The following is a 25,172-nucleotide window of genomic DNA, read 5'->3' on the forward strand; positions in this document are numbered from 1 at the left end:
TCTTCCTCCTGTTTTTCCTGTTCTGAAGGCTATAATATTAGTCTTCAGATTTTTTACACTCCCTGCAACACTTCGTCTAAATATATCTTAAACATTATATTTTTACGATTCTGTCTGCAAGAATTTTTACATCATGTGCTGTATGGTTATTATGTGGAAAAACAGGCAGAATATACATTTCCATATTTACCAAAAATCGTTATTTTTCTTTTATTATTTTCCAGTAAGCAGTTCTACTAATTCCTCTCTTGTCAGGCTGCCGCCGTCAGATTCAATCCCGTTCCTCCGGCTTTCAGAGAAATGCAGAACACCTGCGTATCATCCTTATTAAAACTCTCCACCATCTGTGCGCGCTTTTCCTTACTTACAGAGCCGGTCAGCATATAGTAGCTGATTTTCTCCTCTTCAAGTCGTTTCGCAAGATGATCCATCATTGTCGTAAACTGAGAAAACAGCAGGATTTTGTGGCCACCTTCTACCGCATTACGAATCATATTCAGGCACATCTCTTTTTTTGCAGAATCACCTTTATAATCCTCAAAGACTAATGACGGATCACAACAAATCTGTCTCAATCTGGTAAGTTCCGCCAGAATTGTAATTTTAGATGATTTAAACTCTTCTTCAGACTGTTTATCAAGCATCAGCATCATTCGTTTTACATGAGCATCATAAAGTTTCTGCTGCTCTCCTGTCAGCTGGGCAAACATGTTCTCTTCCAGTTTGTCCGGAAGGTCGGTCAGAACCTCTTTCTTTAATCTTCGAAGTACAAATGGACGTATCATTTTCTGCAAACGCTTCATCGCATCTTCATCAGAATTCTGAACTACCGGAATCTCAACCTCTTCCCGGAATTTCTTATAGCTGTAAAGAAAACCTGGCATCAGATAATCAAAAATACTCCATAATTCACTGAGACGATTTTCCACCGGTGTTCCTGTCAACGCCAGTCTGAATCCTGTCTGAATCTCTTTTACTGCTTTAGCAGCCTGTGTATTGGCATTCTTAATAAACTGTGCCTCATCAATAATCTCACACTGAAAACTGTATTTTTCATATTCATTACTGTTCTGTAAGCGCAGCACAGATAAACTTTTTTACCTTTAATTCAATTAAGAAGCGTTTCCCGACATATTTCTCATCAGCGTCTTTGAAATCATATTTTATGTACCTCTCTATAAAAAGAACCCCTCCACCAGGCAGCCTCAATCTCTGCTCAAAGTGAAGGGATTTCCTCATCCATCGCTATTTATTTTACACGATAACCTTTGCAACTGCAAGACCATAAACTTCAAGTTTATCGTTTCCGTTGCCATAGATCCAGCTTACCTCTCCTTCCGGTGCAGGAATGCTGACAGCCTCTGTTCCGAAGTTCTGGTAAATATAATATTTCGCATTTCCATTCTCTCTCACTGTAATCTCCAGTGCATCCGGAATCTCTTCTTTGATTCCACAGGAAACGCCACTGTCTTTTAATACTTTCTCAAGGAAATCTCCATAGAATTCCTTATCTGCATCTGCTGCCACATACCATGCCTTGCCTTCGCCATATTCATTGACAGTCAGGCAGGAATATCCTTCATAGAAATCACTTCCATAAGTCATTAAAGTGCGTGCCCCGCGAAGTTCTACAAGGTCACACAGATACTTGCAAGTATAAGTCTTATCCATTCCAAGTTCATTACCCGGTACAGGAACGAAAGAATTCTCTTCCCAGTCATAAAGACCATCAATCTCTGTACTTCTGATTCCCAGCACATCCATCAGTCCATGCGGAGTTCCTTCCAGATAACATCTGTCAGTATCATCTGCGATTCCTGACCAGTAACTTGTCACCAGAACACCGCCGTTCTCCACAAATGCACGAACTTTTTCTGCGAAACCTTCTTTGAACATATAAACCATTGGCAGCGCCAGCACTTTATAATTGTCCAGATTACAAGTCATATCGATCACATCTACATTCACGCCCTGCTTACGGAAACCTCTGTAGAATTTCAGCATTGCTTCCAGATAATGCAGACCTTTATTTCTCGGGCCCTGGCTGTCTTCCATTGCCCACTGGCTGTCCCAGTCATAAATCATGGCCACCGGACTGCTCATTGTCGTTCCCGCCAGTTCCTTTAACTCTTTTAAAGTTGCTCCGACTCTGGAAACCTCTTTAAATACTCTCGTATCATTTCCACCGTAATGATCGATCACCGCGCCATGGAACTTCTCAGAAGCGCCTCTGCTCTGACGGATCTGGAAATAAAGAGCACCCTCTCCACCATGTGCGATTGCCTGCATAGACTGTGCAAAAAGCATTCCAGGTTTCTTTAACTTGCTAACGCTCTGCCAGTTTGTAGAAGTCGGGCAGGACTCCATCTGGAAGAATGGTTTGCCTTTCAGAGAGCGCATCAGATCATGGCACATTCCGTTATCATAAGCCGTATCGATCACTGCTTCTTTATGCCATGTCGGGTAAGTATCCCAGGAAATCACATCAATTTCTTTTGCAATTTTAAAGTAATCCAGACCTCCGAAATAATGCATCAGATTTGCGGTTGTCGGAAGTGTGCTTCCACCCTCTCTCAGCGCGGCAATCTCATGATGAATGAAGTCTGCTGTCTGATGAGTAACAAAACGTTTCCAGTCCAGGTTCAATGCATGAAGCTGTGTCTCACCAATTTTAGAAGGACTTTCAATCTGATCAAAACTGTTGTAAGTATGACTCCAGAATGTTGTGCACCACTGATCATTCAGGTTTTCAATCGTCTGATATTTCTCTTTCAGCCAGTTACGAAATGCTTCCTGGCAAAGAGGACAATGGCATTCTCCGCCATACTCATTTGAAATATGCCACAGGATAACACCCGGATGTGTGGCAACTTCCTGCGCCAGCTTCTTATTGATGATATGTACCTTCTCTCTGTAAACAGGAGAAGTATAGCAATGATTATGTCTGAATCCAAACAGTGCTCTGTGACGTGTTTCATCTACACGAAGCACTTCCGGATATTTATCAGCCATCCATTTCGGTCTTGCACCTGAAGGTGTTGCAAGAATTGTTGAGATTCCTCTTTTGTAAAGCTTATCAATAATTTCCTGCAGCCATCCGAAGTTAAATACGCCTTCTTCCGGTTCCAGTGTGGACCAGGAAAAAATTCCAAGGCTTACCACATTGCATCCGGACTCCTCTAACATATCAATATCCTTTGCCAGAATATCCGGTCTTTTTAACCACTGTTCAGGATTGTAGTCGCCACCATGAAGCAGCTTGTCGGTTCTAAAATCCATACCTGTTCTCCTTTTAATTCTCTATTCTCAGTTGTTTTCTTTTTCATTACCATATTTAATACTCTATCCGATTTCAAAACACTCTCTTCTCGCTGCGTATTACTTTTCTCAGTCAAAGCAGACGGGATTTGATTTCATTCTTCTTACAGGATATAGTTTGCAATTACTCCAAGCACCAGCAAATGCAAAGGATAAAAAGCATAATAGACATATTTATTGATACGATCTTTTCTTTCTCCAGTGTAGCACCAGATTCCATAGAATGCAATCGGTCCGGTCACATACATCAGACTTATAATACAGCCCAGCACTGTTTTCAGCACATTTTTTGACTCAAACACATAGAACACAAACACAAGCAGCACCATACAAAGTCCATACTCTGCCCGGAAAATGCTCACCCAGACAATAGCTGCGATCAGGATCAGTACCTTTAACATACCACCTGTAAATCCGGAAGTTTCTTTAAACAGATCTAAGCATTTCAGCATAACCAGACAGATACACATCGTGATCATTGCATTCTGGCTGGAAAAATCCCATATTTTTCCACGAATTGCCAGATCATACGGAATCTCACTGACCAGAGCAGTAATTACCATCGTGATCAGATATTTCTTATAATCTGATGTATTTCGAAATCCCTCTACCAGCAAAAACGCAAATACGGGAATCGCCATCCCGCCAATAAGCTGCATGATGGACCCGATTCCCGCAAGTGTCATTAAACGGGAATCCTGGGACATCGCCTGGTTCAGACTTTCCTGCGTGTACTGGTCTAAATGGATCAGGCCTTTCTCAATAACAGCAATTCCAACAGTCTGGATCAGCATGACAATACATGCAAACATCTTCAGCTCATCAGCTGTAATGTCCGGAGTTTTCCAGACGATTCCTCTTCTTCCCGTTGTCATATTCATAATATCAACCTTTTACAGCACCGCCTGTAATTCCTTCCACATAGAATTTCTGCATGATCATAAACAGAATAGAAATCGGTACGGATACCAGTACACCACCTGCACAGAACTGAGTGAAGTAAGAGTTGATAAGACTCTTATCCAGCATCTTATACAGACCAATGGCAACTGTATATTTGGAAGAAATTCCGGCATTCAGAATCATCTTTGCATACACGAAATCCATCCATGGTACCAGGAAACTGCTGATAACTGTATAAACAACGATCGGGCGACTCATCGGCAGAACCATCTGGAAGAAAATTCTTGCCTCGCTGCATCCGTCAATTCGTGCAGCCTCGCAGAGCGCTCTCGGAACGGTATCAAAGAATCCCTTCGCAATCAGATAGCCAAGACCTGATGATGCAGAGTAAACCATGATCAGACCAGCATAGCTGTTTGTCAGGTTAAAGGATTTCAGTGTGAAATATACCGCGATCATCGCCAGCATACCAGGAAACAGATTCAGGATAACCGCCATATTCATCAGCGGTTTTCTCATCTTAAATCTCATAACAGATGTTGCATAAGCAACCATCAGTACAAACATGGTGGAAATCACACAGGTAAAGCATGCAATGATAAATGTATTCAGAAACCACTGTGGGAACTGAGATACGGAATCCGGATGAAACAGCTTCAGGTAATTAGTGATGCTCCATTCCTTCGGAAAAAATGTACTGGTATTCATTCCTGAGTATGCGCTGAAGGAAGTACATACCAGCCAGATGATCGGAACCAGCCAGATAAATGCCAGCACTGCGATCAATAAATTATGTAATACTATAGAAGAAGTACGACTATCTTTCATCTTTTTCATTATTGATATGTTCCCTCCTTATCTCCCTTGATCATCCTGTTAAATGCAACCAGGGTGAATACTGCACAGATAATAAACACGATAATACCGATTGCTGATGCCATCTTATAGTTGTAGTAATCCTGAGTCAGACGGAACAGCCAGGTAACCAGAAGGTCAACCTCTTTTGCCTGTGAGCTTGCCATCGCCTGGTTCGTTGTTGTATAAACATCCTGTGTAAGCAGATAAATAACATTAAAGTTATTAATATTTTTTACAAAGTCTGTGATCAGAGCAGGTCCTGTTACAAAGAGCAGATATGGCATTGTGATCTTTCTGAATATCTGGAAGTTTGTTGCACCGTCTACTCTTGCGCTCTCAAGCTGGTCAGAAGGAAGGTTCATCAGAACACCTGTTGCGATCAGCATCTGATACGGAACACCGATCCAGATATTAATAAGGATAATCATTACATGTGCCCATCCCGGAGCAGAAAGAAACGGAATATAGCTTGTGGACACAAGTCCTATGCTTCTTAAGAATCCTGTCAATCCAATGCTGTGACAGATTGTATTGACAATACCGCCATTTGAAAAGAAGTTACGCACCAGCAGAAGTGACACAAACTGTGGAACTGCAATAGTTACAATAAATAAAGTACGCCACATTTTCGGCAGTCTTGTTTTTTTGCTGTTGAGAAGCAGTGAAAGCAGGATACCGCCGATATAAGTTGTGAATGTTGCAAAGAAAGCCCATACAAGCGTCCATCCCAGAACCCGCACAAATGCATATCCGAATGTGGATGTAAGACCACCGCCGCCAAACAGATTGATAAAGTTACTGAGACCAACCCATGAGAACAACTCAGTAGGCGGCATATGCTGCTGATCATAATTTGTAAATGCTACAAAGATCAAAAGCAGGATTGGAATAAAAGTAAAGATAAGAACTCCGAGCACCGGAAGTGTAAGTAACGTAATGTGAAACTTCTCTTCTGTCAGTGATCTGAGATCTTCTTTAAAAGTATTGATATGCTTTCCGGCTTCTTCCATTTTCTGAAGTGCGTAAGCATTGATCACGTTCTTAAACCACACAACAGCCGCCGCAAACCACACAACAAAACTGAACAATGAAAACAACAGGATTGTAAAGGAATTATCATAATCATTAAATTCACTTTTCATTGTTTTCATGTTAAAGACTTTTTCCATCTTTACAGTACCAAGGGTACTGAATTTTGGTACATACTGCATTGCAAATTTCACTGAAAAAACAATCACTGCAATCTCCAGCAATGTCATCAGTGCTGCTTTCACATACTGTTTACGCTTTGCATAACCTGCACCCATCCAGATCAGGGACAGCTTTACAAACGCATCACCTTTCACTACAGCAGTACCAAAGTCAGCGAAAAATCCACCGATAGCTTTAAAGAATCCACTCACTGCCGCTACAGCAGAATTATTTTCCTGTGCTGCCATATCTTTCCTCCTCATAATTTCATATGGTTACTGTCTATCTTTAAAACAGCCCACATGCCATTATGCATATGGGCTATCTTTTTAGTATTTGCTGTCAGATAGTAATATTATTCTACAGAAGCAGTAGCACCCTCTACCAGATTATCAAGTGCTTCCTGGATTGCATTGTCGTCATCTGCTGCTAATGTTCCCTGTGCAATCAGTTCTCCGAATGTCTTTGCAGGATCCCAGTATTTTCCGCCAACCTTCTGAGCCTGTGCATATTCAGACTGAGCTGCAAGTGCTGCAAGAGCTACATTTTCCTGAACAGCATCAGATGCTGCCACATTCTTGTTTGAAGGACCACTTTCTCTCTGATCAAAAAACATCTGCTGGGACTCTTCGTTTGTAAGGTACTCTGCAAGAAGAACTGCCCATCCGGAATTCTCAGAATAACCGTTTACACCAACATATTTGTAACCGGCAACTGATCCCTGCTGAACCTGTGCATCACCTACTGTAAATGTAGGAAGTTTTGTTGCTGCATATCCATCACCAAATGCTTCCTGTGCTGTCATAGCATCCCATGTACCGGAAACACATGCTGCAAGATTTCCTGATGCAAGCTGATTGGAAATGTCACCATCAGCAACCGCCATAAATGCCGGATTGGATGCAATATCAAGCATTCCTTTTACTACATCAACACCCGTATATCCGTCAGCACTTGTTCCGTTCCAGTCCATAGTTGTTGTTCCGTCATCGTTAAGCCCTGTTGTAAATCCTGCTCCATAGAAGAAAGAAGCATTGTACCATCCGGAAGCAAGTGTCATACCAACTTTCTTTCCAGCCTTATCAGCTGCTTCAAGAAGGCTGTCCCAGCTTGCTGCAGCTTCTTCTGAAATTACAGATGAATCATAGTAAAGAAAATATCCGTTGTCAGCAGCTCTTGGAAATGCATACAGGCTGCCATCAATTGTTGCTGCATCAATAGAGCCTTCAACGTTTGCAGCTTTTACATCATCAAGTGTTGTATCTGCAAGCTGCAGCGCCTCTGCATAATCATCAAGTTTCAGAAGTGCTCCGGCTTTTACAAGATCCGGAAGCTGATCATCTGCGAATGCATATACATCTGCACCTGCCTCTACGTCTGTCAGAATTGTATCTTTTGCAGTAGACTCAGATTCTACTCCAATCTGAATATCAAATTTCTGATCTGCATACTTCTCCTGAAATTTATCTGTCAGTTCTTTTAATAAATTCTGATCTTCCTCAGCGCCCCATACAGTCAGTTTAATTGTCTCGTCCTCTGCTGCGCTTACACATACTGTGCAGGAAAGTGCCATAGCTGCTGCCAGTAACGGTGCGATTACCTTTTTTACATTTTTTCTCATTTTCTCTTCCTCCTGATTTTTTGGTGGTTGTACGCAATCATTTCTTAAACATATTACTATTCACTGCGTGCACAGTAACCATAACGCTCTGTTTTTTTGTTGCGCAACCGATTGTTCATGTTTTTAGTATATTACATAATTTTATTAAAGTCAATTAGCCATTATTATCTAATTTTCAGCTGATATTTTGCTATATTGCACAATAATCTTGTTCGTTTTCCGTTTTTCTGCGCAATCGTTTTTTCAACCCCTGCCTCAATATAATGTCAATCGGATAAAATCATCCGCTTCCGCTACGTGGCTCTACATCGAATAACTGCCCGTGAATCCTACAATCAGGACTCTCCGCCTGCAACGAATTGATTCTGTGACATAATTTCTTTCCGCTGTAGTGCGGTCCTGCCATACCATAGGAATATTACGGAGTAATTTCTTATGATTGATATAAAAAGGGAACCCTTATTCCAAGGATTCCCTACATTTCTCATATACTTTATTTATTGTGTTGATTCTCTCAGCACTACCTGATAATTAAGCGGTGTTATTTCTTCCTGTGGATTCTCTCCAAGAATCTTCAATAGCTTAGTACAAGCCATTTTTCCAAGCCGTACCGCATCAAACTTAATACTCGTAACCGGTGGATTATGATATTCCAGATTTTTACTGTCATACATACTCGCTGCTTTTATTTGTGCCGGTACCTGTATTTTCTTTTCCCTCAGGCTGCTCATACACATACTGCAGATCACGTCATCCATGCATACAATACCGTCTGCTCCTGCTGCATACAACTTACTTACTGCCTCTGATACAACCAGCTGATTATCTACATTCATGAAAATAAGATTCTCATCAACAGGAATCCCTAATTCATGATGTGCATCCAGAAATCCCTGATATCTGCTTACCGTAACATTGTAAGACTGATTTCCCCCAAGGAGCGCAAGGTGACGCATTCCCTTCATCAGCATAATACTTGTCAGTTCTTTTCCTGCCTCCTGATTCTTATTATCTATAAATGGAATATTCGGATCATCTGACGGACCGATCAGCACAAATGGTTCTCTGCACTCTTTCAGATATTTCTGTACCTTAGAGCTTACCACCGCCCTGCTCACTATAATCCCATCCACCTTGCGATTTGCTTCCAGACGCTGTATCTGCGATATATCTTCTCCGTCAATCATAGAAATAATGATATCATAATTATATTCCGAGGCTACTTCACAGATTCCATTCATACAATCTTTAAAAAACAGGAACTCTGTCGCAACATAATCTTTCGGCATTAACAGTGCAATATTATAAGTTTTTCGCTGTGCAAGGCCTCTCGCAACAACGTTTGGACGATAGTCATGCTCCTTGATAAATGCCAATACTCTTTCTCTGGTTGCCTGTCCGATCCGTCCCTTTCCCGAAATAGCTCTGGATACCGTTGTTTTACTAACTCCAAGCTCTCTTGCAATATCATCAATTGTATATATTCTCTTCTCTTCTTCTGTCATCATAATAACATCCTGTCGATATGCGCAACCGATTGCGTTTTTCGTATAGCATAACAAATTAACTCTCTTCTGGCAAGTTAATTCAGAGAAGATATACCGGAAGTTCCTCTTTAATACGAACTGGCCCTTCTACTGTCTCATTTTTATTTTCTGTAACAAATACTGCTTCCAGCTTTTTGGTATCCTGTGTGGAAACAACTGATTTCTTCACCGTTTTCTTCTCAAAAGTTGCTTTAGCTGCTGTTTTAGCTGCTGTTTTGGTTGTTGTCCTGGCAGTTGTTTTAACTGCTGCCGTATCTGCTGTTTTTGCTGTCGTTTTTGTAGTCCTTTTTGCACCTGCACTTGCTGCACGTCTGATACTCTCTTTGCCTACTGACATAATTTCATTACCTCCTCCGCTAATTTCGTATATTCTTTTGCACTTCTGCTTGATTTTTTATACTCTACAACAGGAATACTATTGTCCTGGGACCACTCTATGGAACTATCCACCCTGATTATCTGTTCAAACACGTGGATATCTTCCAATTCATGTAATGTTTCCATCGTCTGCTTATAGTAATTCTTTCTCGTATCCACCTTTGTCACCGCTATCCCGGCGACTTCAAGCTCTGGTGATATCTGTTTTACTTCATTTAAGAATTCAAACATATTTGCAAGTCCAAACATTCCCCACGGGCTTGCCTCAACCGGAATAATCACTTTATCTGAAGCACATAGAATGTTCATAACCCAGCCTCCAAGTGTAGGCGGTGCATCAATCAAAATGTAATCATAAGCTCCTGTCTCTTTAATCTTCTGAATACATTTCCGAAGAATAAATTCTCTCTGCCATTTTGTAAAAAGTTCATATTCTATAGAACTCATTAATGTAGAAGACGGAATCAGATCCAGATTCTCATATGGAGTATGTACCACATAACAACTTAGGTCTTCCTGCTTTTTAATCGCATAATACAAGTTCTTCTCCCCTGTTGCATGCTCCAGCACCCAGTCCTCTGAAAAAAACGCAAGTGACAAATTCAGCTGCATATCTCCATCAATCAGAAGAACCTTCTTTCCAGCCTGAGCCATTGCTGCTCCAAGATTAGAACAAGTGGTAGATTTTCCACTTCCGCCTTTATTATTTGTAAAACATATCGTTATAGTTTTCCCCATGGAACTGCCTCCCTTGTCACTTACTTATCCCACAATAATTGTTTTTTCAATTAATCTCATTATATGAGCTTTATCACGCATTTTCAACTATTTTCCATGCTCCAAAATCTTTTTATTTGATTCCCAAAATATATACTTGATTTTTTGAATATTTGTGTTATAGTAATCGTATACTTATTATATAGTTTTTAAAACTACATGTTATTGTTTTTATTTACTCACATAAATGGAGGCGATTTTTATGAAATTCAAATTAAAAGATCCCGGAAGTGCTATTACACATGGAATCGCTCTGCTTCTCGCTGTTGCCGGGGCAATTCCCCTTATCGTAAAGGCTGCACGTTCCTATGACGTAATCCACATCGTAGCTCTGAGTATTTTTATCCTGTCTATGATTCTGCTTTATGCAGCCAGTACTATCTACCATTCCGTAGACTCTACGGAAAAAGTCAACAGACGACTTCGGAAAATGGATCACATGATGATTTTCGTTATGATTGCAGGAAGTTACACTCCGGTCTGCCTGATTGTTCTTCATAACCACATTGGCTATATTTTATGTGCACTGGTATGGAGCGTTGCGATTCTTGGCATCATCTTAAAGGGCTGTTGGATCACTTGTCCTAAATGGTTATCCTCTGTACTCTATATTGGTATGGGATGGCTGTGTGTACTGGCATTTGTTCCTATTTTCCATGCACTCCCACGCGCAGGATTTGGCTGGCTTCTGGCTGGCGGAATCATTTATACTATTGGCGGTGTGATCTACGCATTAAAAGTTCCACTCTTTGATTCCAGACATAAGAACTTCGGTTCTCACGAAATCTTCCACATTTTTGTTATGCTTGGAAGTGCCTGCCACTTTGTTGTAATGTATTTCTTTGTAGCACCATTACCAGTATAAGCAATGTATCTTATTTTCTGGAATTGCCATAAAATCGGATATTCGCAATCCGCTTCCGCTACGTAGCTCTACACCGAATAACTCAAAAAGATGCTCTGAACAGTCACAATGTAATCTGCCAGAGCATCTTTTTATATGTTCAATTTTAAAACTCTTCAAAATTTATATAGTCCCACCCACTGCTTATTGCTCCTCGCAACCTCCGCAGGGGACTTACTTGATTCGGTTAAACAGCCACTCGTCTCTCCGGATATAATCCATAAGAACCATATCCTACACCAAAGTATCCATAGTAGCTCTTAGCTTCTGCAAATAATGGATCATATACTCTGCCGCCGATTTCAGCCCAGCAATGTCCGCTTCCATCAGTTGCCGTTGTATCTACACAAACATAAATATTTGTATATCCCAGCGCCTTTGCAAGGTATGCAAAAGAACATGCATCAGAGAAGCAGTCTCCGCCTTTTCCACTCAGGATAAGATAGTCATTGGCATATAATGCCGGCCATGCAGTCTGGTTGTAGAAAATTCTTCTGGTATCATAATAATGCTGATACATTACCCATCTAAAGCAAGTCTCAAACTTCTCACTTTTTGACATACTTGGTTTTGTGATCGCATTGACAACCTGTTTTGCTCTCTGTAAAGTTTCATATTCATATGCTCTTGTGGAATTCATTTTCTTTCCACTTGGATAATAAAAAGTACTTCCCTTCTTCCAGGCTTCCAGAATTCCTTTTTCTGTACAGTAATATGTCGTATTTCCAACTTTGACAGTCTTTGTTCTCAGAACACCCTTATCACTGAAATAATAATATTTTCCATCAATTTTTTTGACACCACTGTATCTTACTCCATTTGAGCCGAAATAATATTTCTTATTGTTATACTTTATCCATCCTGTTTTCATGAAACCTTTAGGACTAAAGTAATAGATTTTTCCCTGAACTTTACGCATTCCGGTCAGATACTGTCCATCTTTATAATATCTTTTGTTCTTTGACGCGTAAGTATACCAGCCATTCTTTACCTGTGGTTTCTGTGTTGGTGTCGGTGTTTCGATTGGTGTAATATCCGGTGTCTCAACCGGAGTCGGTGTCACTGTAACTCCAGGCATCTCTGCTGCCATGGCCGGAACGCTGAACGCCATACATGCAACACACACTGCAAGCCATTTCGTCATCCTTTTCATCTTTTTTGTCCTCCTTGTACAATCTGGTCAGAAATCCATCAATTCCAGTTTTTTATTTCTGGTAAGCTGCTTAATCTGATACTCCCGTCTCATTGCCTCTTCCTTCGTGGAAAAACCTTCATAATATACCAGCGTCACCGGTCTTTTGGCCTTTGTATATTTCGCTCCGTTTTTTCCCTCATTATGTGCTTTCAGCCGTTTCTGCAAACAGTTTGTCCACCCCGTATAAAAAGTTTCGTCTGCACATTTGACAATGTAAGTATAATTCATCGAACTCTCCATCTAAATTACAAATCTCCGGCTATATTGCCATACATTCGATTTCTTTTGTTCCCACAGACTTGTTATTAGCATCTGCTTATTTATTATTGATTTATAGTAACTATTCAGCAATCTCCTGTGAGGAGACTGGTCAGTTACAATTTATGTAAAGGACAATTGCATTAGCATCTCTGCAATCATCCTTATTTCTATAATAAACAGCCGGTATAAAGCACGTATCTCATCCGGACATATCCTTTTCTGACTTGCATTTACAATATCAGAACTATTTATATGTCAAAAAAGCAGGTAGGGAAACCGACTGAGGATTTTCTTTCCCACCTGCTTTATTATACGTTTATTTTCTTATTTTGTGAATATCATTTTCCGAAGATTCCAGAGATTCCCCCTGAATTTACCACCAAGGATCTTTAGCTGAAGATCCTCACGGTCAGGATAATATCTGGTTGAAAATACAGTCTCTCCATCATTCAGATAAATCTCTGCTGCCGAAGTGTCCGCGAGAATACGGATATTCCTGAGTTCACTGATTTTAGCTTTTCGCCTGTCTCTTCCCGCACCTGCAATTCCGGAAAAGCCAATTTCAGCGATTCCCTCTTCATATTTAAATATCATCTGACCACCCATGCTGATCTGAAAACTGCTGTCTGTTATTGCAATCTCTTCAAGTACCAGGTCAAACCCTTCATTCACTTCAACGCGAATCTCCGCGATTGATTTTTCATCATGAAGTATCGTTTTCTCTTTTCGAAGCCGCTCAAGTTCTTTAACAGGATACTGAAGAATTTTTCCATCCTGTACTTTCAGTTCTCTCGGTACTGTAAGGCAGTGCTGCCAGCCTTCATCGATAGTCTTATTTATATACTCTTCTTCTGCGTCCGGCATTCCCATCCATCCGATCAGAATCCTTCTTCCCTTATCGTCCACAAAGGTCTGCGGAGCATAGAAGTCAAATCCCATATCCCATTCACGGAAATCTTCAGTATCTACAGATTCATCTTCTTTTACCGGGAAATATCCGGACTGATAAATATTCTGGAAACGATATTCTTCCCGTTTAAGTCCCTGAGGTGATACAGATAAAAATTTCTGTCCGTCCAATTCGAAATAATCCGGGCATTCCCACATATATCCAAAAGCTTCCGGTGTGGTGATCACACGATCAAGCTTCCAGTCTTTCATGTCTTCTGATCCGTAAACTAAAATAGCACCTTTATCCTCTTTCAGGCGTCCTCCAAGAATCATATAGTATCTGTTATTTTTTTTCCAGACTTTAGGATCCCGGATATGACATGTAAAATCTTCCGGATATTTTTCAAAAGAAATGATTTCTTCCTTATCTCCGAAATGGATTCCATCTTCACTTTCCACATGAAGTGTGCTGGTTTCCCTTCCTTCATTAATGTAATCATAATCACCATCAATCTTTACATTCCCTGTAAAAAACAGATGCATCTTTTCATCTTCAACCAGCGCAGATCCAGAATAAACTCCATGACAATCATACGGAGAATCTGGGTAAAGAGCTGTTCCTTCATATTTCCAATCTACCAGATCTACACTTGTATAATGTCCCCAGAATTTTAATCCACCTTCAACATCAAATGGCGCATACTGAAAGAACACATGATATTTACCTTTATACCAGCATAACCCATTTGGATCATTCAGCCATCCGACTGGCGGCATCAGATGATGCCCCAATCGGAATCTGCCTTCTTTCATATCTGCGTTCTTTTCAATCTCTGCTACGTTTTTCTCAAGAACTTTCGTTAATGTGCTCATGCTTTCACAATCTCCAATACTTTATCAGCAGATGTTACTGCGCCTTCACGTAAAACCTTCACATCTTTATAATCATCTGAATTGGTTACAATAAGTGGAGTAGTCACATCATATCCAGCTTCTTTGATTTTATCCATGTCAAAGGACACAAGAAGTTGTCCTTTCTTTACCTGATCACCATCTTTTACGTGAGTTGTATAATATTTTCCACCAAGTTCTACCGTATTAATTCCGATATGGATCAGCAGTTCCATACCACTTTCAGTGCTTAAACCAACTGCATGTTTTGTATCAAAAACAGTCTCAACGGTCGCATCACATGGTGCAACTACCTTTCCCATAGCAGGAATTACGGCAACTCCTTTTCCAAGAACCTCAGAAGCAAATGTAGCGTCATTCACCATGGACATTGGAATTGCTGTTCCTTCTAATGCACTATAAAGTGAAAAATCTTCTACATTGTCAGCTGTTTCTTCCATCTTAGAAATCTCTTTATTCTCAGTTACACCAGTCTCGGTTTTTACACTTTCTATATCTTTTGTTCTTTCAATGTTTTCTGTACCTTTAGCAGAAATATTTTCCACATTCTTCTCGACAGTTTTATTTTCTCCGGCTGCCATATCCTTGTATCCAAACAGCCATGTCAACACAAAAGCCGCACCAAAAGCAATTACAAACATCAGAATATAAGATACCGGATTATTCAGGCAAAGCAGAATTCCGAAAATACCGGTTACGCCAGTTCCTGTAGCGCCCAGTCCTGTAACCGATGCAAACAACGCGCCAACTGCGCCACCAACACATCCCATCACAAACGGTTTTCCGAATCGAAGATTTACACCAAAAATCGCCGGTTCTGTAATTCCCATACATGCACTTAATGCAGATGGAACAGCCATAGATTTGATTTTCTGGTCTTTTGTTTTGAGTGCAACTGCAAGTGTAGCTCCACCTTGTGCGATATTTGCTGCTGACGCAAGTGGCAGCCAGTAGGTAACTCCAAACTTGGAAATCTGTCCAAGGTCAATGATTGTGTACATATGATGCACACCGGCAACAACTGTCGGCGCATAAAACGCACCCATGATAAAGCTTCCGATACCGAATGGCAGAGCAATCAGCCACTGAATACCATTCAGAAGTCCATTCTCAACAGCTACAAAAATCGGTCCGATAATAGATAATGTAAGATATCCTGTTACAAATACACTTACAAGCGGGGTAACAAACAGGTCAAACATCGCTGGAACAACTTTGTGAAGTCTTTTCTCAATCTGGGCAAGTACCCACACCGCAATGATAACCGGGATAACATGTCCCTGATACCCAACCATATCAATAGAGTAAAGTCCAAACCATACTTTCTGTGTTGCCTGAACACCTTCTGTTGCAACTGTCCATGCATTCTGCAGGTTTGGATGAATCATAATCATACCGATAACCGCTCCCAGATACGGATTCGCGCCAAATACTTTCGCACCGCTGTATGCAATCAGAATTGGCAGGAATGTGTATGCCGTATTACTGAAAAGCTGTGCAAACGTATAAATCGAACCACTGGTATCGATATTCAGGAATCCATTGTTAACCATGAAATTCAATGCTTCCATAATTCCCATAAGGAAACCACTTGCAACGATTGCCGGAATGATCGGAACGAAAATATCACCAAGAGTCTTAATCAGTCTCTGTACCGGATTTGCTCTGGAAGCTGCAACCTTCTTCAGATCTTCCTTACTGCTCTCAGAAACTCCGGCAATCTGAATAAATTCATCGTATACCTTATTGACAACTCCTGTTCCCAGAATGATCTGCATCTGTCCCTGGGCAAAGAAAACGCCTTTAACACCTTCAATATTCTCAATATATTCCTTGTCAGCCTTCGCATTATCACCGATAACCAGTCGAAGACGTGTGGCACAATGAGCCGCGGAAATAATATTCTCTTTTTTACCAATATGGTCGTATATTTCCTGGGCTGTCTTTCTGTAATCCATAATATCCTCCCTCTTATTATGTAATCGTTCCCATATTTGATTCTACTTTGTTTTTTATACATTTGTATTTTCACTTACAAATATATAAATCTATATGTTTTTCTTTATGGAATCGTTCTCATATGTTGTTTTTATTATATCCATCTTATTTTTATTTGTAAATATGTAAGATATCACAAATATTCGCTCTCATTTTTATACACTATATCCAAGATGCAATCGCGTCTATAAAATCTTCTGTCTGTAGCATCTTCTGTCTGTAACATCCCGTCGCATAGCCTGGTTCGCTACTCTTCATTCTGTTCCCAGTAACGTAACCATAATTTAACCGAATCAAATAAATCCCCTGCTTCACTTACGAATATCCGATTGACTTTGTCCAAAATTGCCTGAGACAACAGGACTTTATTTTTTTGCAGAATACCAATGTATAAATAACAATAAAATAATAAAAAGAGTTAAGAACTTCTATTTTGAAAGCTCTTAACTCTCTTTGTACTCTTATAATCTGCTATATATTTAATCTGCTATATATTTCTATGGGATTCTCTCATTACCACTTTGCATCCCATCTTTATCTCTTTATGTATCGATATATTCTCTGACTCCATCAGATCCACTAACATTTTTGCAGATTCCATTCCACTTGTCTTATAAAAGAAATGAACAGTTGTCAGCTTCGGTTCGATTATTTTCCCCAGATAACTATCACCCATGCCGGCGACTTGAACCTGATCTGGAATATGGTATCCGCTCTTCTTCAGCCAGTTCACCGCTCCAACCGCCATTGTATCTGTTGCACATATTAATGTATCGATATCCGGATGCTCCGTAAACAGTTCTTCTGCCTTTTCATATCCAGACTCCAGGGTAAAGTTTCCACACTTAACGCATGATTTATCTAACCCTATATTATTTTTTTTAAGTATTTCTTCTACTCCGGAGATTCGCATCTTTCCAACAGCTTCATCTTTATCTGTAACCGTAATATATCCGAACTTCTTTCCGGTCTTTAACATCTGTTCGGTAAGGCTCATCGCTGCTTTATGGTCATCCTGAAAAATACACGGATATCCTTCCAGGTGCTGCCCCAGCAAGACAATCGGTACTTTATATTCTTTCAACATTTCCCTGTGTTGCTTTGTCAGAATCGTTGCTATAAAAATCACTCCATCCACCTGATTATCTTTAAACAAAGAGAGATACTTTAATTCCTCTTCAACACTGTTATTGGTATTTGCCAGTATCATCTGATAGCCCTTCTGGGTCAGTATATCACTGATTCCGGCAACCTCCCGGCTGATCGTATTAGAATCAATCTTAGGCAAAATCACACCTACCAGTTTCGTTTTTTTCGTACGCAGCATCTGTGCCTGGGAAGAAGGCTGATATCCTGTTTCCTCTATAACTTTGCTGATAACTTTTTTCTTTTCTTCACTGACATAACCATTATTCAGATATCTGGACACTGTAGCTCTGGAAACTCCAGCCATCTTCGCTATTTCATTAATATTCATGCAAAAATTCCTCTTTCACGCTGTTTGTAATATTATTTCACACGTATTTTTCGCATTATTTGTTTACCCTATCCGGTGACAAAGGTTACTGTCCTCTCTGTCCCCAATAACCAACAAATTTTTTTCTATTATACTACAGATATACTTTTTGTTGCAAATATCAAAATATCGTTATATGTCCATGAAAATCGTCCGCGTTACTGTTCACCGTTCACTTCGTTCTCAATAGTGCACTTTTCAAACTTAATCCATGCTTATTAAATAAATTTGTGCCGTATACCTCTATATTTTTGCACATACAAATCAAACAAGTCAATCGGCTATTCGCAATCCGCTTCCGCTACGTGGCTCTACACCGAATAACTGCTTCGCAGTTTATCAGGAGGGGCTTGTCCCCCTCCTGATACAAGCAAATCCCCACCCACTGCTTATTGCTCTTCGCAACCTCCGCAGGGGACTTACCTGATTCGGTTAATATTATGGAAGATACGCAATCGGATCAATTGGTTCTCCATCTTTTTTCATTTCAAAATAAAGGTTTGTTCCTTCAGTACTATAATATTTTGTCGGCTGTGCAATATATCCGATAGTAGTTCCTTTTTTAACCGTATCCCCTTCTGACACAGTTAAATCTGTGAGCTGTCCGTAAATAGCCTGATATCCATTTCCAATTTCCATTGTCAACGTAGTGCCAGTCTGTGCATCCTGTTCTACAGAATAAACTGTGCCATTAACTGCAGCTACTACCGGTGCTCCTTCAACTGCTCCAACAGCAATCGCCGGACTTAGTTTGTACTGATCAAGTGTGGGAAAATATGTTGTCTGGTCCATACTGTAATCCAGCAAAATATTTCCATTGACTGGCCACTCCATCAATGTATCTTCAGAGAAATTAATTTCCGGAAGATTGATTGCAGATGCCGAAACATCTGTAGTTTCACTATCCGATGCAATAGACGCTCCATCACCAGTATTCATTGACGATATTCCCTTACCCTGCTGTGCATTACTGTCATTTTCACCAACAACAGAGTTTTCGTTATCCACATATGCTGTACCATCTACATCGTTATTATCCACAGTATTCCCATATATTTCCCCATCCGTAGTTCCATTTGCTGATGTCGACTCTGTATTATCTAAATTTTCCTCATCTCCTGACAGTGGATGATTCTCAGATTCAACCTGGCTCGTTCCGACATCTACCATAGACTGTTCATCTGTATCCTGCTTCTGTTCTTCCTGATCTGTGCTTTCCGTCTGCTCCCTTGGCGCTTCTTCCTTAATTGGAGATGTTCCTAACTGATATACCGTAATTCCCAATGCTGCTACAGCAGCCAGCCCAACGGAATTGGCAATAATTCGTGTAACTCTGTTATTCATCATATTCCATTCACCTCTATTTTCATCTTCATATCTATAGGGTGTCCAGAATATTATCATCTATTCAACAATTTTATATTTATATCTTTTAATCCTATAATAATTCCAGAAAATAATACACTTAAGCAAAAGATACCTATAGCAATCCGCTTCCGCTACTTGCTCATAACAGCATCAATCTCCACTATTTCCATTTCTGGAAAATAATATTCCAGAATTTCTTCCTCTGTCTTAGAATTTTTAGCCATCTCATTCCCACCATACTGTGAAAATCCTAATCCATGTCCTTTTCCTTTACATAGAAATCGAACTTTATTTCCTATTGTCTGGATCGTAAAATTTGCTGAACTAAGCCCCATTCCCATTCTGAATGATTCACCTTCCAACACTTTTCCATCTGCCAGAAGTTCTGTAACATAACCTGCACTATCCCTTGACTTTATTTCAAGTTCTTTAGGAAGTATATTCTTATTTATATATACACTGTTTAAAAAATCTTCTGATTCCTTATCCACACTGCTGTGTACAGATTTCAGATATGCATCCTCTTCACTGTGGAAAACTTCTTCTCCATCCCTGGTATCTCCTGCGCTAATCTCATGAAAAGGAACTAATTTCAGCTTATTCTCCCATGTAATAACTTTTCCCTTTGTTTCTTTTACTGCACGTTCATATTTATCCTGCATAATAAGCAAATATAACGACTTTAATGATTTGTTCTTTATTTCATCTCTAATTTGATTCAAAACAGAATTTAGTGATTTCTGCTCTTTTACTGTTCTGTAAAGATTAGATCTCGCAATAACTGCCTGCGCTTTTATTGTCTCCAATTCATAATTATCTCCAATTTGCCCGGCCACAATAACCGGTAATATTGTTTCCACATCAAATTTTCTATTAATTAAAGTCGTATCTACACCATTAAAAATTATTGTAATCATATAGGGAATAAAAAACAGACAAAAGACTCCCGTTGTTCCGGGGAAAAAAGATTTTTTCATATATAAGACCATCCAGGTTATCCGATCATCGATTTCTAATGATCTTCTTTCCTTTTAGTATATACACCTATATCTTTCTGTATGTACACTTTTCAAAATTCCATTGCCGTAGGCAATCTGGAATGAATTTTGGCTACGTTACTGAGAACGAAGTGAACAGTAACGTATACGGGGATTTTCACCCCGTATTAAAATATACAGATTTATTTATCCTGTTCTGAATTCTAGGCTCATCCCAGTAAATAATTTTATTTTTCCGGGAACTCTTTTTTTCATCAGGCTGTAAATATGATCTGTCTTTCTTTGAATCTCTGTCCTTCACAATATATTCTGAAATCATTTTGGCTTTCGGAGTTTCATAGACAAAACACATTCCCATTCCAAGGCTTTTCCATAATGCATTTAAACATCCTGTTTTTACTCTCTTCATGTCTTCTAGCACTATTCTGGCATACACATTTCTGATCTTTTATTTTTGCAAATCCCATTACAAAGCAGGTAACAGCCGTCATAATCATCTGGAAATAATTCTTCAGATCTTTTATAGAATTCTTCATGGAAACTCCTCCTGTTCTGCATTACATATATTATTGCCATACAAGCCTGTCCACCGCTAAGACTGCGCACTTCCTACGGCTATCAGGTACTAATACTTTATGCAGCAACCCTCTATGTTTAGAACCATATGATAATATTTCCTTAATTTCGTCTTTCTGTAAGTTCCCTGCTCCAATTTCGAAGAACAATAAGCAGTAGATGGTGACTTACTTGTACCCCTTTTACTAAACTGCAAAGCAGTTATTCGGTTATAGTCAAGTATCGGAAGTGAAGTGCAAATATCCGATTGACAAATAATAATAAAATTTTATACACAAAAAAACTTCTATGGAATATCATAGAAGTTAAAAGTGAAGCATCGGGGATTCGAACCCCGGACAACTTGATTAAAAGTCAAGTGCTCTACCGACTGAGCTAATGCTCCATATTTATTTAATTGTCACTTTCAAAGTGAATGCCCAGAGCCGGAATCGAACCAGCGACACGAGGATTTTCAGTCCTCTGCTCTACCAACTGAGCTATCTGGGCAAAATAGCGGGGACAGGATTTGAACCTATGACCTTCGGGTTATGAGCCCGACGAGCTTCCAGACTGCTCCACCCCGCGATATTCATTATTGAATTAAAAGCCGATGATCGGACTCGAACCGATAACCTGCTGATTACAAATCAGCTGCTCTGCCAATTGAGCCACATCGGCATGTTGTAACAGAATCAAGCCTCGAAAAATCACATTTCATTATTTAAATGACTCCAAGGGGATTTGAACCCCTGTTACCGCCGTGAAAGGGCGGTGCTCTTAACCGCTTGACCATGGAGCCAATTATTAAATTTAATCGGAACACTCGTTTGCCGAGAGCTCCCCCTGTTGGACTCGAACCAACGACACTGCGGTTAACAGCCGCATGCTCTACCGACTGAGCTAAGGAGGAATAAAGGTTTGCACCTTCAAAACTACATACATGTTGACATTTCCTTGAGATCATTCTTCCTGCGATTCTTGGTCAAGCCCTCACCCGATTAGTAACAGTCAGCTCCATGCATTACTGCACTTCCACCTCTGCCCTATCTACCTCGTCGTCTTCAAGGGGGTTTACTTCTTTACGAATGGGATATCTCATCTTAAGGGGGGCTTCACGCTTAGATGCCTTCAGCGTTTATCCCTTCCGGGCTTGGCTACTCGGCCGTAGACTTGGCAGTCTAACCGATGCACCAGCGGCCCGTCCATCCCGGTCCTCTCGTACTAAGGACAGCTCCTCTCAGATATCCTACGCCCACGCCGGATAGGGACCGAACTGTCTCACGACGTTCTGAACCCAGCTCGCGTACCGCTTTAATGGGCGAACAGCCCAACCCTTGGGACCTACTACAGCCCCAGGATGCGATGAGCCGACATCGAGGTGCCAAACCACTCCGTCGATGTGAACTCTTGGGAGTGATAAGCCTGTTATCCCCAGGGTAGCTTTTATCCGTTGAGCGATGGCATTCCCACTTAATACCACCGGATCACTAAGCCCTACTTTCGTACCTGCTCCACCCGTCGGTGTCGCAGTCAAGCTCCCTTCTGCCTTTGCACTCTTCGAATGGTTTCCGTCCATTCTGAGGGAACCTTTGGGCGCCTCCGATACCCTTTCGGAGGCGACCGCCCCAGTCAAACTCCCCGTCTGGCATTGTCCCACCGCCGGGTCACGGCGGCTGGTTAGAAACCCAATACTGCAAGGGTGGTATCCCAACAGCGGCTCCACAATAACTGGCGTTACTGTCTCATAGCCTCCCACCTATCCTGTACATGCAATACCGAGTCCCAGTACCAAACTGGAGTAAAGCTCCATGGGGTCTTTCCGTCCTGGCGCAGGTAACCAGCATCTTCACTGGTACTTCAATTTCACCGGATGCATTGTCGAGACAGCGCTCAAATCATTACGCCTTTCGTGCGGGTCGGAACTTACCCGACAAGGAATTTCGCTACCTTAGGACCGTTATAGTTACGGCCGCCGTTTACTGGGGCTTAAATTCAAAGCTTCGCTTGCGCTAACCTCTCCTCTTAACCTTCCAGCACCGGGCAGGCGTCAGCCCATATACCTCACCTTTCGGTTTCGCATAGACCTGTGTTTTTGCTAAACAGTTGCTTGAGCCTATTCTCTGCGGCCTCATTTCTGAGGCACCCCTTATCCCTAAGTTACGGGGCCATTTTGCCGAGTTCCTTGACAATGCTTCTTCCGCCGGCCTTAGGATTCTCTCCTCATCCACCTGTGTCGGTTTACGGTACGGGTACGGTATAAACAATAGCGGCTTTTCTTGACGCATGGCTCACGGACTTCGCTACTTTATTTCGCTCCGCATCACGGCTTCCCATTGCCACCCGGATTTGCCAGAGTGACTGGTACCCCGCTTGCACCGGGCTTTCCATTCCCGGCTTCCGCTTTCCTTACGTGTCCCCACAGTTCTGTCATACCGCAGTACAGGAATCTCCACCTGTTGTCCATCGGCTACGACTCTCGTCCTCGCCTTAGGCCCCGACTTACCCAGAGCAGATCAGCTTTACTCTGGAAACCTTGGATATTCGGCCTAGAGGATTCCCACCTCTATCTCGCTACTCATTCCGGCATTCTCTCTTCCATGCAGTCCACAGCTCCTTACGGTACTGCTTCGTTCCGCATGCAATGCTCCTCTACCAACCTTTCGGTTCCTTAGTTTCGGTGGCGCGTTTCAGCCCCGGACATTTTCGGCGCAGGACCTCTCGACCAGTGAGCTATTACGCACTCTTTGAATGGATGGCTGCTTCTGAGCCAACATCCTGGTTGTCTTCGAAATCCCACATCCTTTTCCACTTAACGCGCACTTTGGGACCTTAACTGAAGGTCTGGGCTCTTTCCCTTTTGACCGCCCAACTTATCTCGTGCAGTCTGACTCCCGATAATCGATTACGCGGCATTCGGAGTTTGATATTCTTCGGTAGGCTTTGACGCCCCCTAGGAAATTCAGTGCTCTACCTCCGCAAATCTGTATCGAGGCTAGCCCTAAAGCTATTTCGAGGAGAACCAGCTATCTCCGGGTTCGATTGGAATTTCTCCCCTATCCACACCTCATCCCCACCCTTTTCAACGGATGTGGGTTCGGTCCTCCACTACCTCTTACGGCAGCTTCAACCTGGACATGGATAGATCACCCGGTTTCGGGTCTACTCCTACTGACTCTGGCCCTCTTAAGACTTGGTTTCCCTACGGCTCCACACCTGAAGTGCTTAACCTTGCCAGTAAGCGTAACTCGCCGGACCGTTCTACAAAAAGTACGCGGTCGCACATATAAAGTGCTTCCACAGCTTGTAGACACAGGGTTTCAGGTTCTCTTTCACTCCCCTCCCGGGGTCCTTTTCACCTTTCCTTCACAGTACTATGCGCTATCGGTCACTAAGTAGTATTTAGCCTTAGGGGGTGGTCCCCCTGATTTCCCACAAGGTTCCACGTGTCTCGTGGTACTCTGGATCCTGCTCAGTCAGCTCTGCTTTCACGTACGGGGCTTTCACCCTCTGTGGCCGGCTTTCCCAAAACCGTTCTGTTAACATCACTGAATCTTAAATGCAGTCCGTAACCCCGGAATGCACGCATTCCGGTTTAGGCTCCTCCGCGTTCGCTCGCCGCTACTTACGGAATCGAGTTTTCTTTCTTTTCCTCCGGGTACTTAGATGTTTCAGTTCCCCGGGTTCCCTTCCTACAGTTATGTATTGGCTGTAGGATACATGAGGTTTGCTCATGTGGGTTTCCCCATTCAGACATCTCCGGATCACGGGATATTTGCTCCTCCCCGAAGCTTATCGCAGCTTATCACGTCTTTCATCGGCTCTTAGTGCCAAGGCATCCGCCCTGTGCCCTTATTGCTTGACCTTTCGCTTCATCACCCTAGCGTAGGTGATGCGGTCGTTTGATTCTCATTGTTTGATATGTTTTGTTACTCTGTTGATAACAGATTAATATCGATGTCTTCCTATCTTGCGTTTTAT

At 41.5% G+C, this 25,172-nt stretch carries 17 protein-coding genes, 6 tRNA genes, 1 rRNA gene and 1 pseudogene; 1 reads left to right on the top strand and 24 read right to left on the bottom strand.

Annotation, left to right across the window (positions count from 1 at the left end):
- Positions 1-257: 257 nt before the first annotated feature.
- The 9 genes and pseudogenes from AC058W_RS12385 to AC058W_RS12425 form a co-directional block, all read right to left on the bottom strand.
- Positions 258-1,073, bottom strand: a pseudogene (locus tag AC058W_RS12385) (DEAD/DEAH box helicase); the annotation flags it as partial.
- A gap of 181 nt (positions 1,074-1,254) precedes the next feature.
- Complete coding sequence (locus tag AC058W_RS12390) at positions 1,255-3,279, bottom strand: beta-galactosidase (protein ID WP_119244068.1); 2,025 nt, start codon at positions 3,277-3,279, stop codon at positions 1,255-1,257.
- Positions 3,280-3,422: 143 nt separating this feature from the next.
- Entirely contained in the window at positions 3,423-4,199 is a 777-nt protein-coding gene (locus AC058W_RS12395; protein ID WP_243104134.1) for a TraX family protein, read from the bottom strand.
- Between the two features lie 4 nt (positions 4,200-4,203).
- Positions 4,204-5,058: a sugar ABC transporter permease gene (locus AC058W_RS12400; protein WP_117676846.1), complete on the bottom strand. Its 855-nt coding sequence runs from the start codon at positions 5,056-5,058 to the stop codon at positions 4,204-4,206.
- Positions 5,058-6,518: a carbohydrate ABC transporter permease gene (locus AC058W_RS12405; RefSeq protein WP_117676845.1), complete on the bottom strand. Its 1,461-nt coding sequence runs from the start codon at positions 6,516-6,518 to the stop codon at positions 5,058-5,060. Before AC058W_RS12405 ends, AC058W_RS12400 begins: the two co-directional genes overlap by 1 nt.
- 107 nt (positions 6,519-6,625) lie before the next feature.
- A complete protein-coding gene (locus AC058W_RS12410) occupies positions 6,626-7,891 on the bottom strand; it encodes an extracellular solute-binding protein (protein WP_479390128.1) in 1,266 nt (421 codons plus the stop codon).
- 497 nt (positions 7,892-8,388) lie between these two features.
- Entirely contained in the window at positions 8,389-9,399 is a 1,011-nt protein-coding gene (locus AC058W_RS12415) for a LacI family DNA-binding transcriptional regulator (RefSeq protein ID WP_242986846.1), read from the bottom strand.
- Between the two features lie 79 nt (positions 9,400-9,478).
- Positions 9,479-9,775, bottom strand: coding sequence for a hypothetical protein (locus AC058W_RS12420; protein ID WP_117676842.1), 297 nt, complete (start codon positions 9,773-9,775; stop codon positions 9,479-9,481).
- Complete coding sequence (locus AC058W_RS12425) at positions 9,766-10,554, bottom strand: ParA family protein (RefSeq protein ID WP_117676841.1); 789 nt, start codon at positions 10,552-10,554, stop codon at positions 9,766-9,768. The genes AC058W_RS12420 and AC058W_RS12425 overlap by 10 nt, the downstream gene beginning before the upstream one ends.
- Before the next feature lie 241 nt (positions 10,555-10,795).
- Here AC058W_RS12425 and trhA point away from each other — a divergent pair, with 241 nt between their 5' ends.
- Complete coding sequence (gene trhA / locus AC058W_RS12430) at positions 10,796-11,458, top strand: PAQR family membrane homeostasis protein TrhA (RefSeq protein WP_118419954.1); 663 nt, start codon at positions 10,796-10,798, stop codon at positions 11,456-11,458.
- Positions 11,459-11,684: 226 nt separating this feature from the next.
- Here trhA and AC058W_RS12435 read toward each other — a convergent pair whose 3' ends face one another.
- The 15 genes from AC058W_RS12435 to AC058W_RS12505 form a co-directional block, all read right to left on the bottom strand.
- Positions 11,685-12,650: an N-acetylmuramoyl-L-alanine amidase family protein gene (locus AC058W_RS12435; RefSeq protein ID WP_243098577.1), complete on the bottom strand. Its 966-nt coding sequence runs from the start codon at positions 12,648-12,650 to the stop codon at positions 11,685-11,687.
- Between the two features lie 27 nt (positions 12,651-12,677).
- Positions 12,678-12,920: a GIY-YIG nuclease family protein gene (locus AC058W_RS12440; RefSeq protein ID WP_117676839.1), complete on the bottom strand. Its 243-nt coding sequence runs from the start codon at positions 12,918-12,920 to the stop codon at positions 12,678-12,680.
- 357 nt (positions 12,921-13,277) lie between these two features.
- The gene (locus tag AC058W_RS12445; protein WP_118411026.1) at positions 13,278-14,717 is read right to left on the bottom strand and encodes a glycoside hydrolase family 32 protein; all 1,440 of its coding nucleotides are present in this window, start codon (positions 14,715-14,717) and stop codon (positions 13,278-13,280) included.
- The gene (locus tag AC058W_RS12450; protein ID WP_119242177.1) at positions 14,714-16,714 is read right to left on the bottom strand and encodes a PTS sucrose transporter subunit IIABC; all 2,001 of its coding nucleotides are present in this window, start codon (positions 16,712-16,714) and stop codon (positions 14,714-14,716) included. Before AC058W_RS12450 ends, AC058W_RS12445 begins: the two co-directional genes overlap by 4 nt.
- A gap of 527 nt (positions 16,715-17,241) precedes the next feature.
- Positions 17,242-18,231 carry a LacI family DNA-binding transcriptional regulator gene (locus AC058W_RS12455; RefSeq protein WP_117676836.1) on the bottom strand — a complete coding sequence of 330 codons (990 nt, stop codon included), beginning with the start codon at positions 18,229-18,231 and terminating at the stop codon, positions 17,242-17,244.
- A 477-nt stretch (positions 18,232-18,708) separates the two neighbouring features.
- Positions 18,709-19,617 (bottom strand): M23 family metallopeptidase, encoded by a 909-nt coding sequence (locus tag AC058W_RS12460; protein WP_117846351.1) that lies wholly within the window; start codon positions 19,615-19,617, stop codon positions 18,709-18,711.
- A 152-nt stretch (positions 19,618-19,769) separates the two neighbouring features.
- Positions 19,770-20,498 carry a SpoIID/LytB domain-containing protein gene (locus AC058W_RS12465; RefSeq protein ID WP_242986842.1) on the bottom strand — a complete coding sequence of 243 codons (729 nt, stop codon included), beginning with the start codon at positions 20,496-20,498 and terminating at the stop codon, positions 19,770-19,772.
- Positions 20,499-20,971: 473 nt separating this feature from the next.
- Positions 20,972-21,172 carry a hypothetical protein gene (locus tag AC058W_RS12470; RefSeq protein WP_479390129.1) on the bottom strand — a complete coding sequence of 67 codons (201 nt, stop codon included), beginning with the start codon at positions 21,170-21,172 and terminating at the stop codon, positions 20,972-20,974.
- 352 nt (positions 21,173-21,524) lie between these two features.
- A tRNA-Lys gene (locus tag AC058W_RS12475) sits at positions 21,525-21,597 on the bottom strand.
- A 31-nt stretch (positions 21,598-21,628) separates the two neighbouring features.
- A tRNA-Phe gene (locus AC058W_RS12480) sits at positions 21,629-21,701 on the bottom strand.
- 4 nt (positions 21,702-21,705) lie between these two features.
- Positions 21,706-21,779: transfer RNA gene (locus AC058W_RS12485), tRNA-Met, on the bottom strand.
- A gap of 20 nt (positions 21,780-21,799) precedes the next feature.
- Positions 21,800-21,872: transfer RNA gene (locus tag AC058W_RS12490), tRNA-Thr, on the bottom strand.
- Between the two features lie 48 nt (positions 21,873-21,920).
- Positions 21,921-21,993, bottom strand: a tRNA-Glu gene (locus AC058W_RS12495).
- A 38-nt stretch (positions 21,994-22,031) separates the two neighbouring features.
- Positions 22,032-22,104, bottom strand: a tRNA-Asn gene (locus AC058W_RS12500).
- Between the two features lie 68 nt (positions 22,105-22,172).
- Positions 22,173-25,056 (bottom strand): 23S ribosomal RNA (locus tag AC058W_RS12505).
- Between the last annotated feature and the right edge of the window lie 116 nt (positions 25,057-25,172).

This window comes from Blautia sp. CGZ-1-C1 (genome assembly GCF_056504575.1).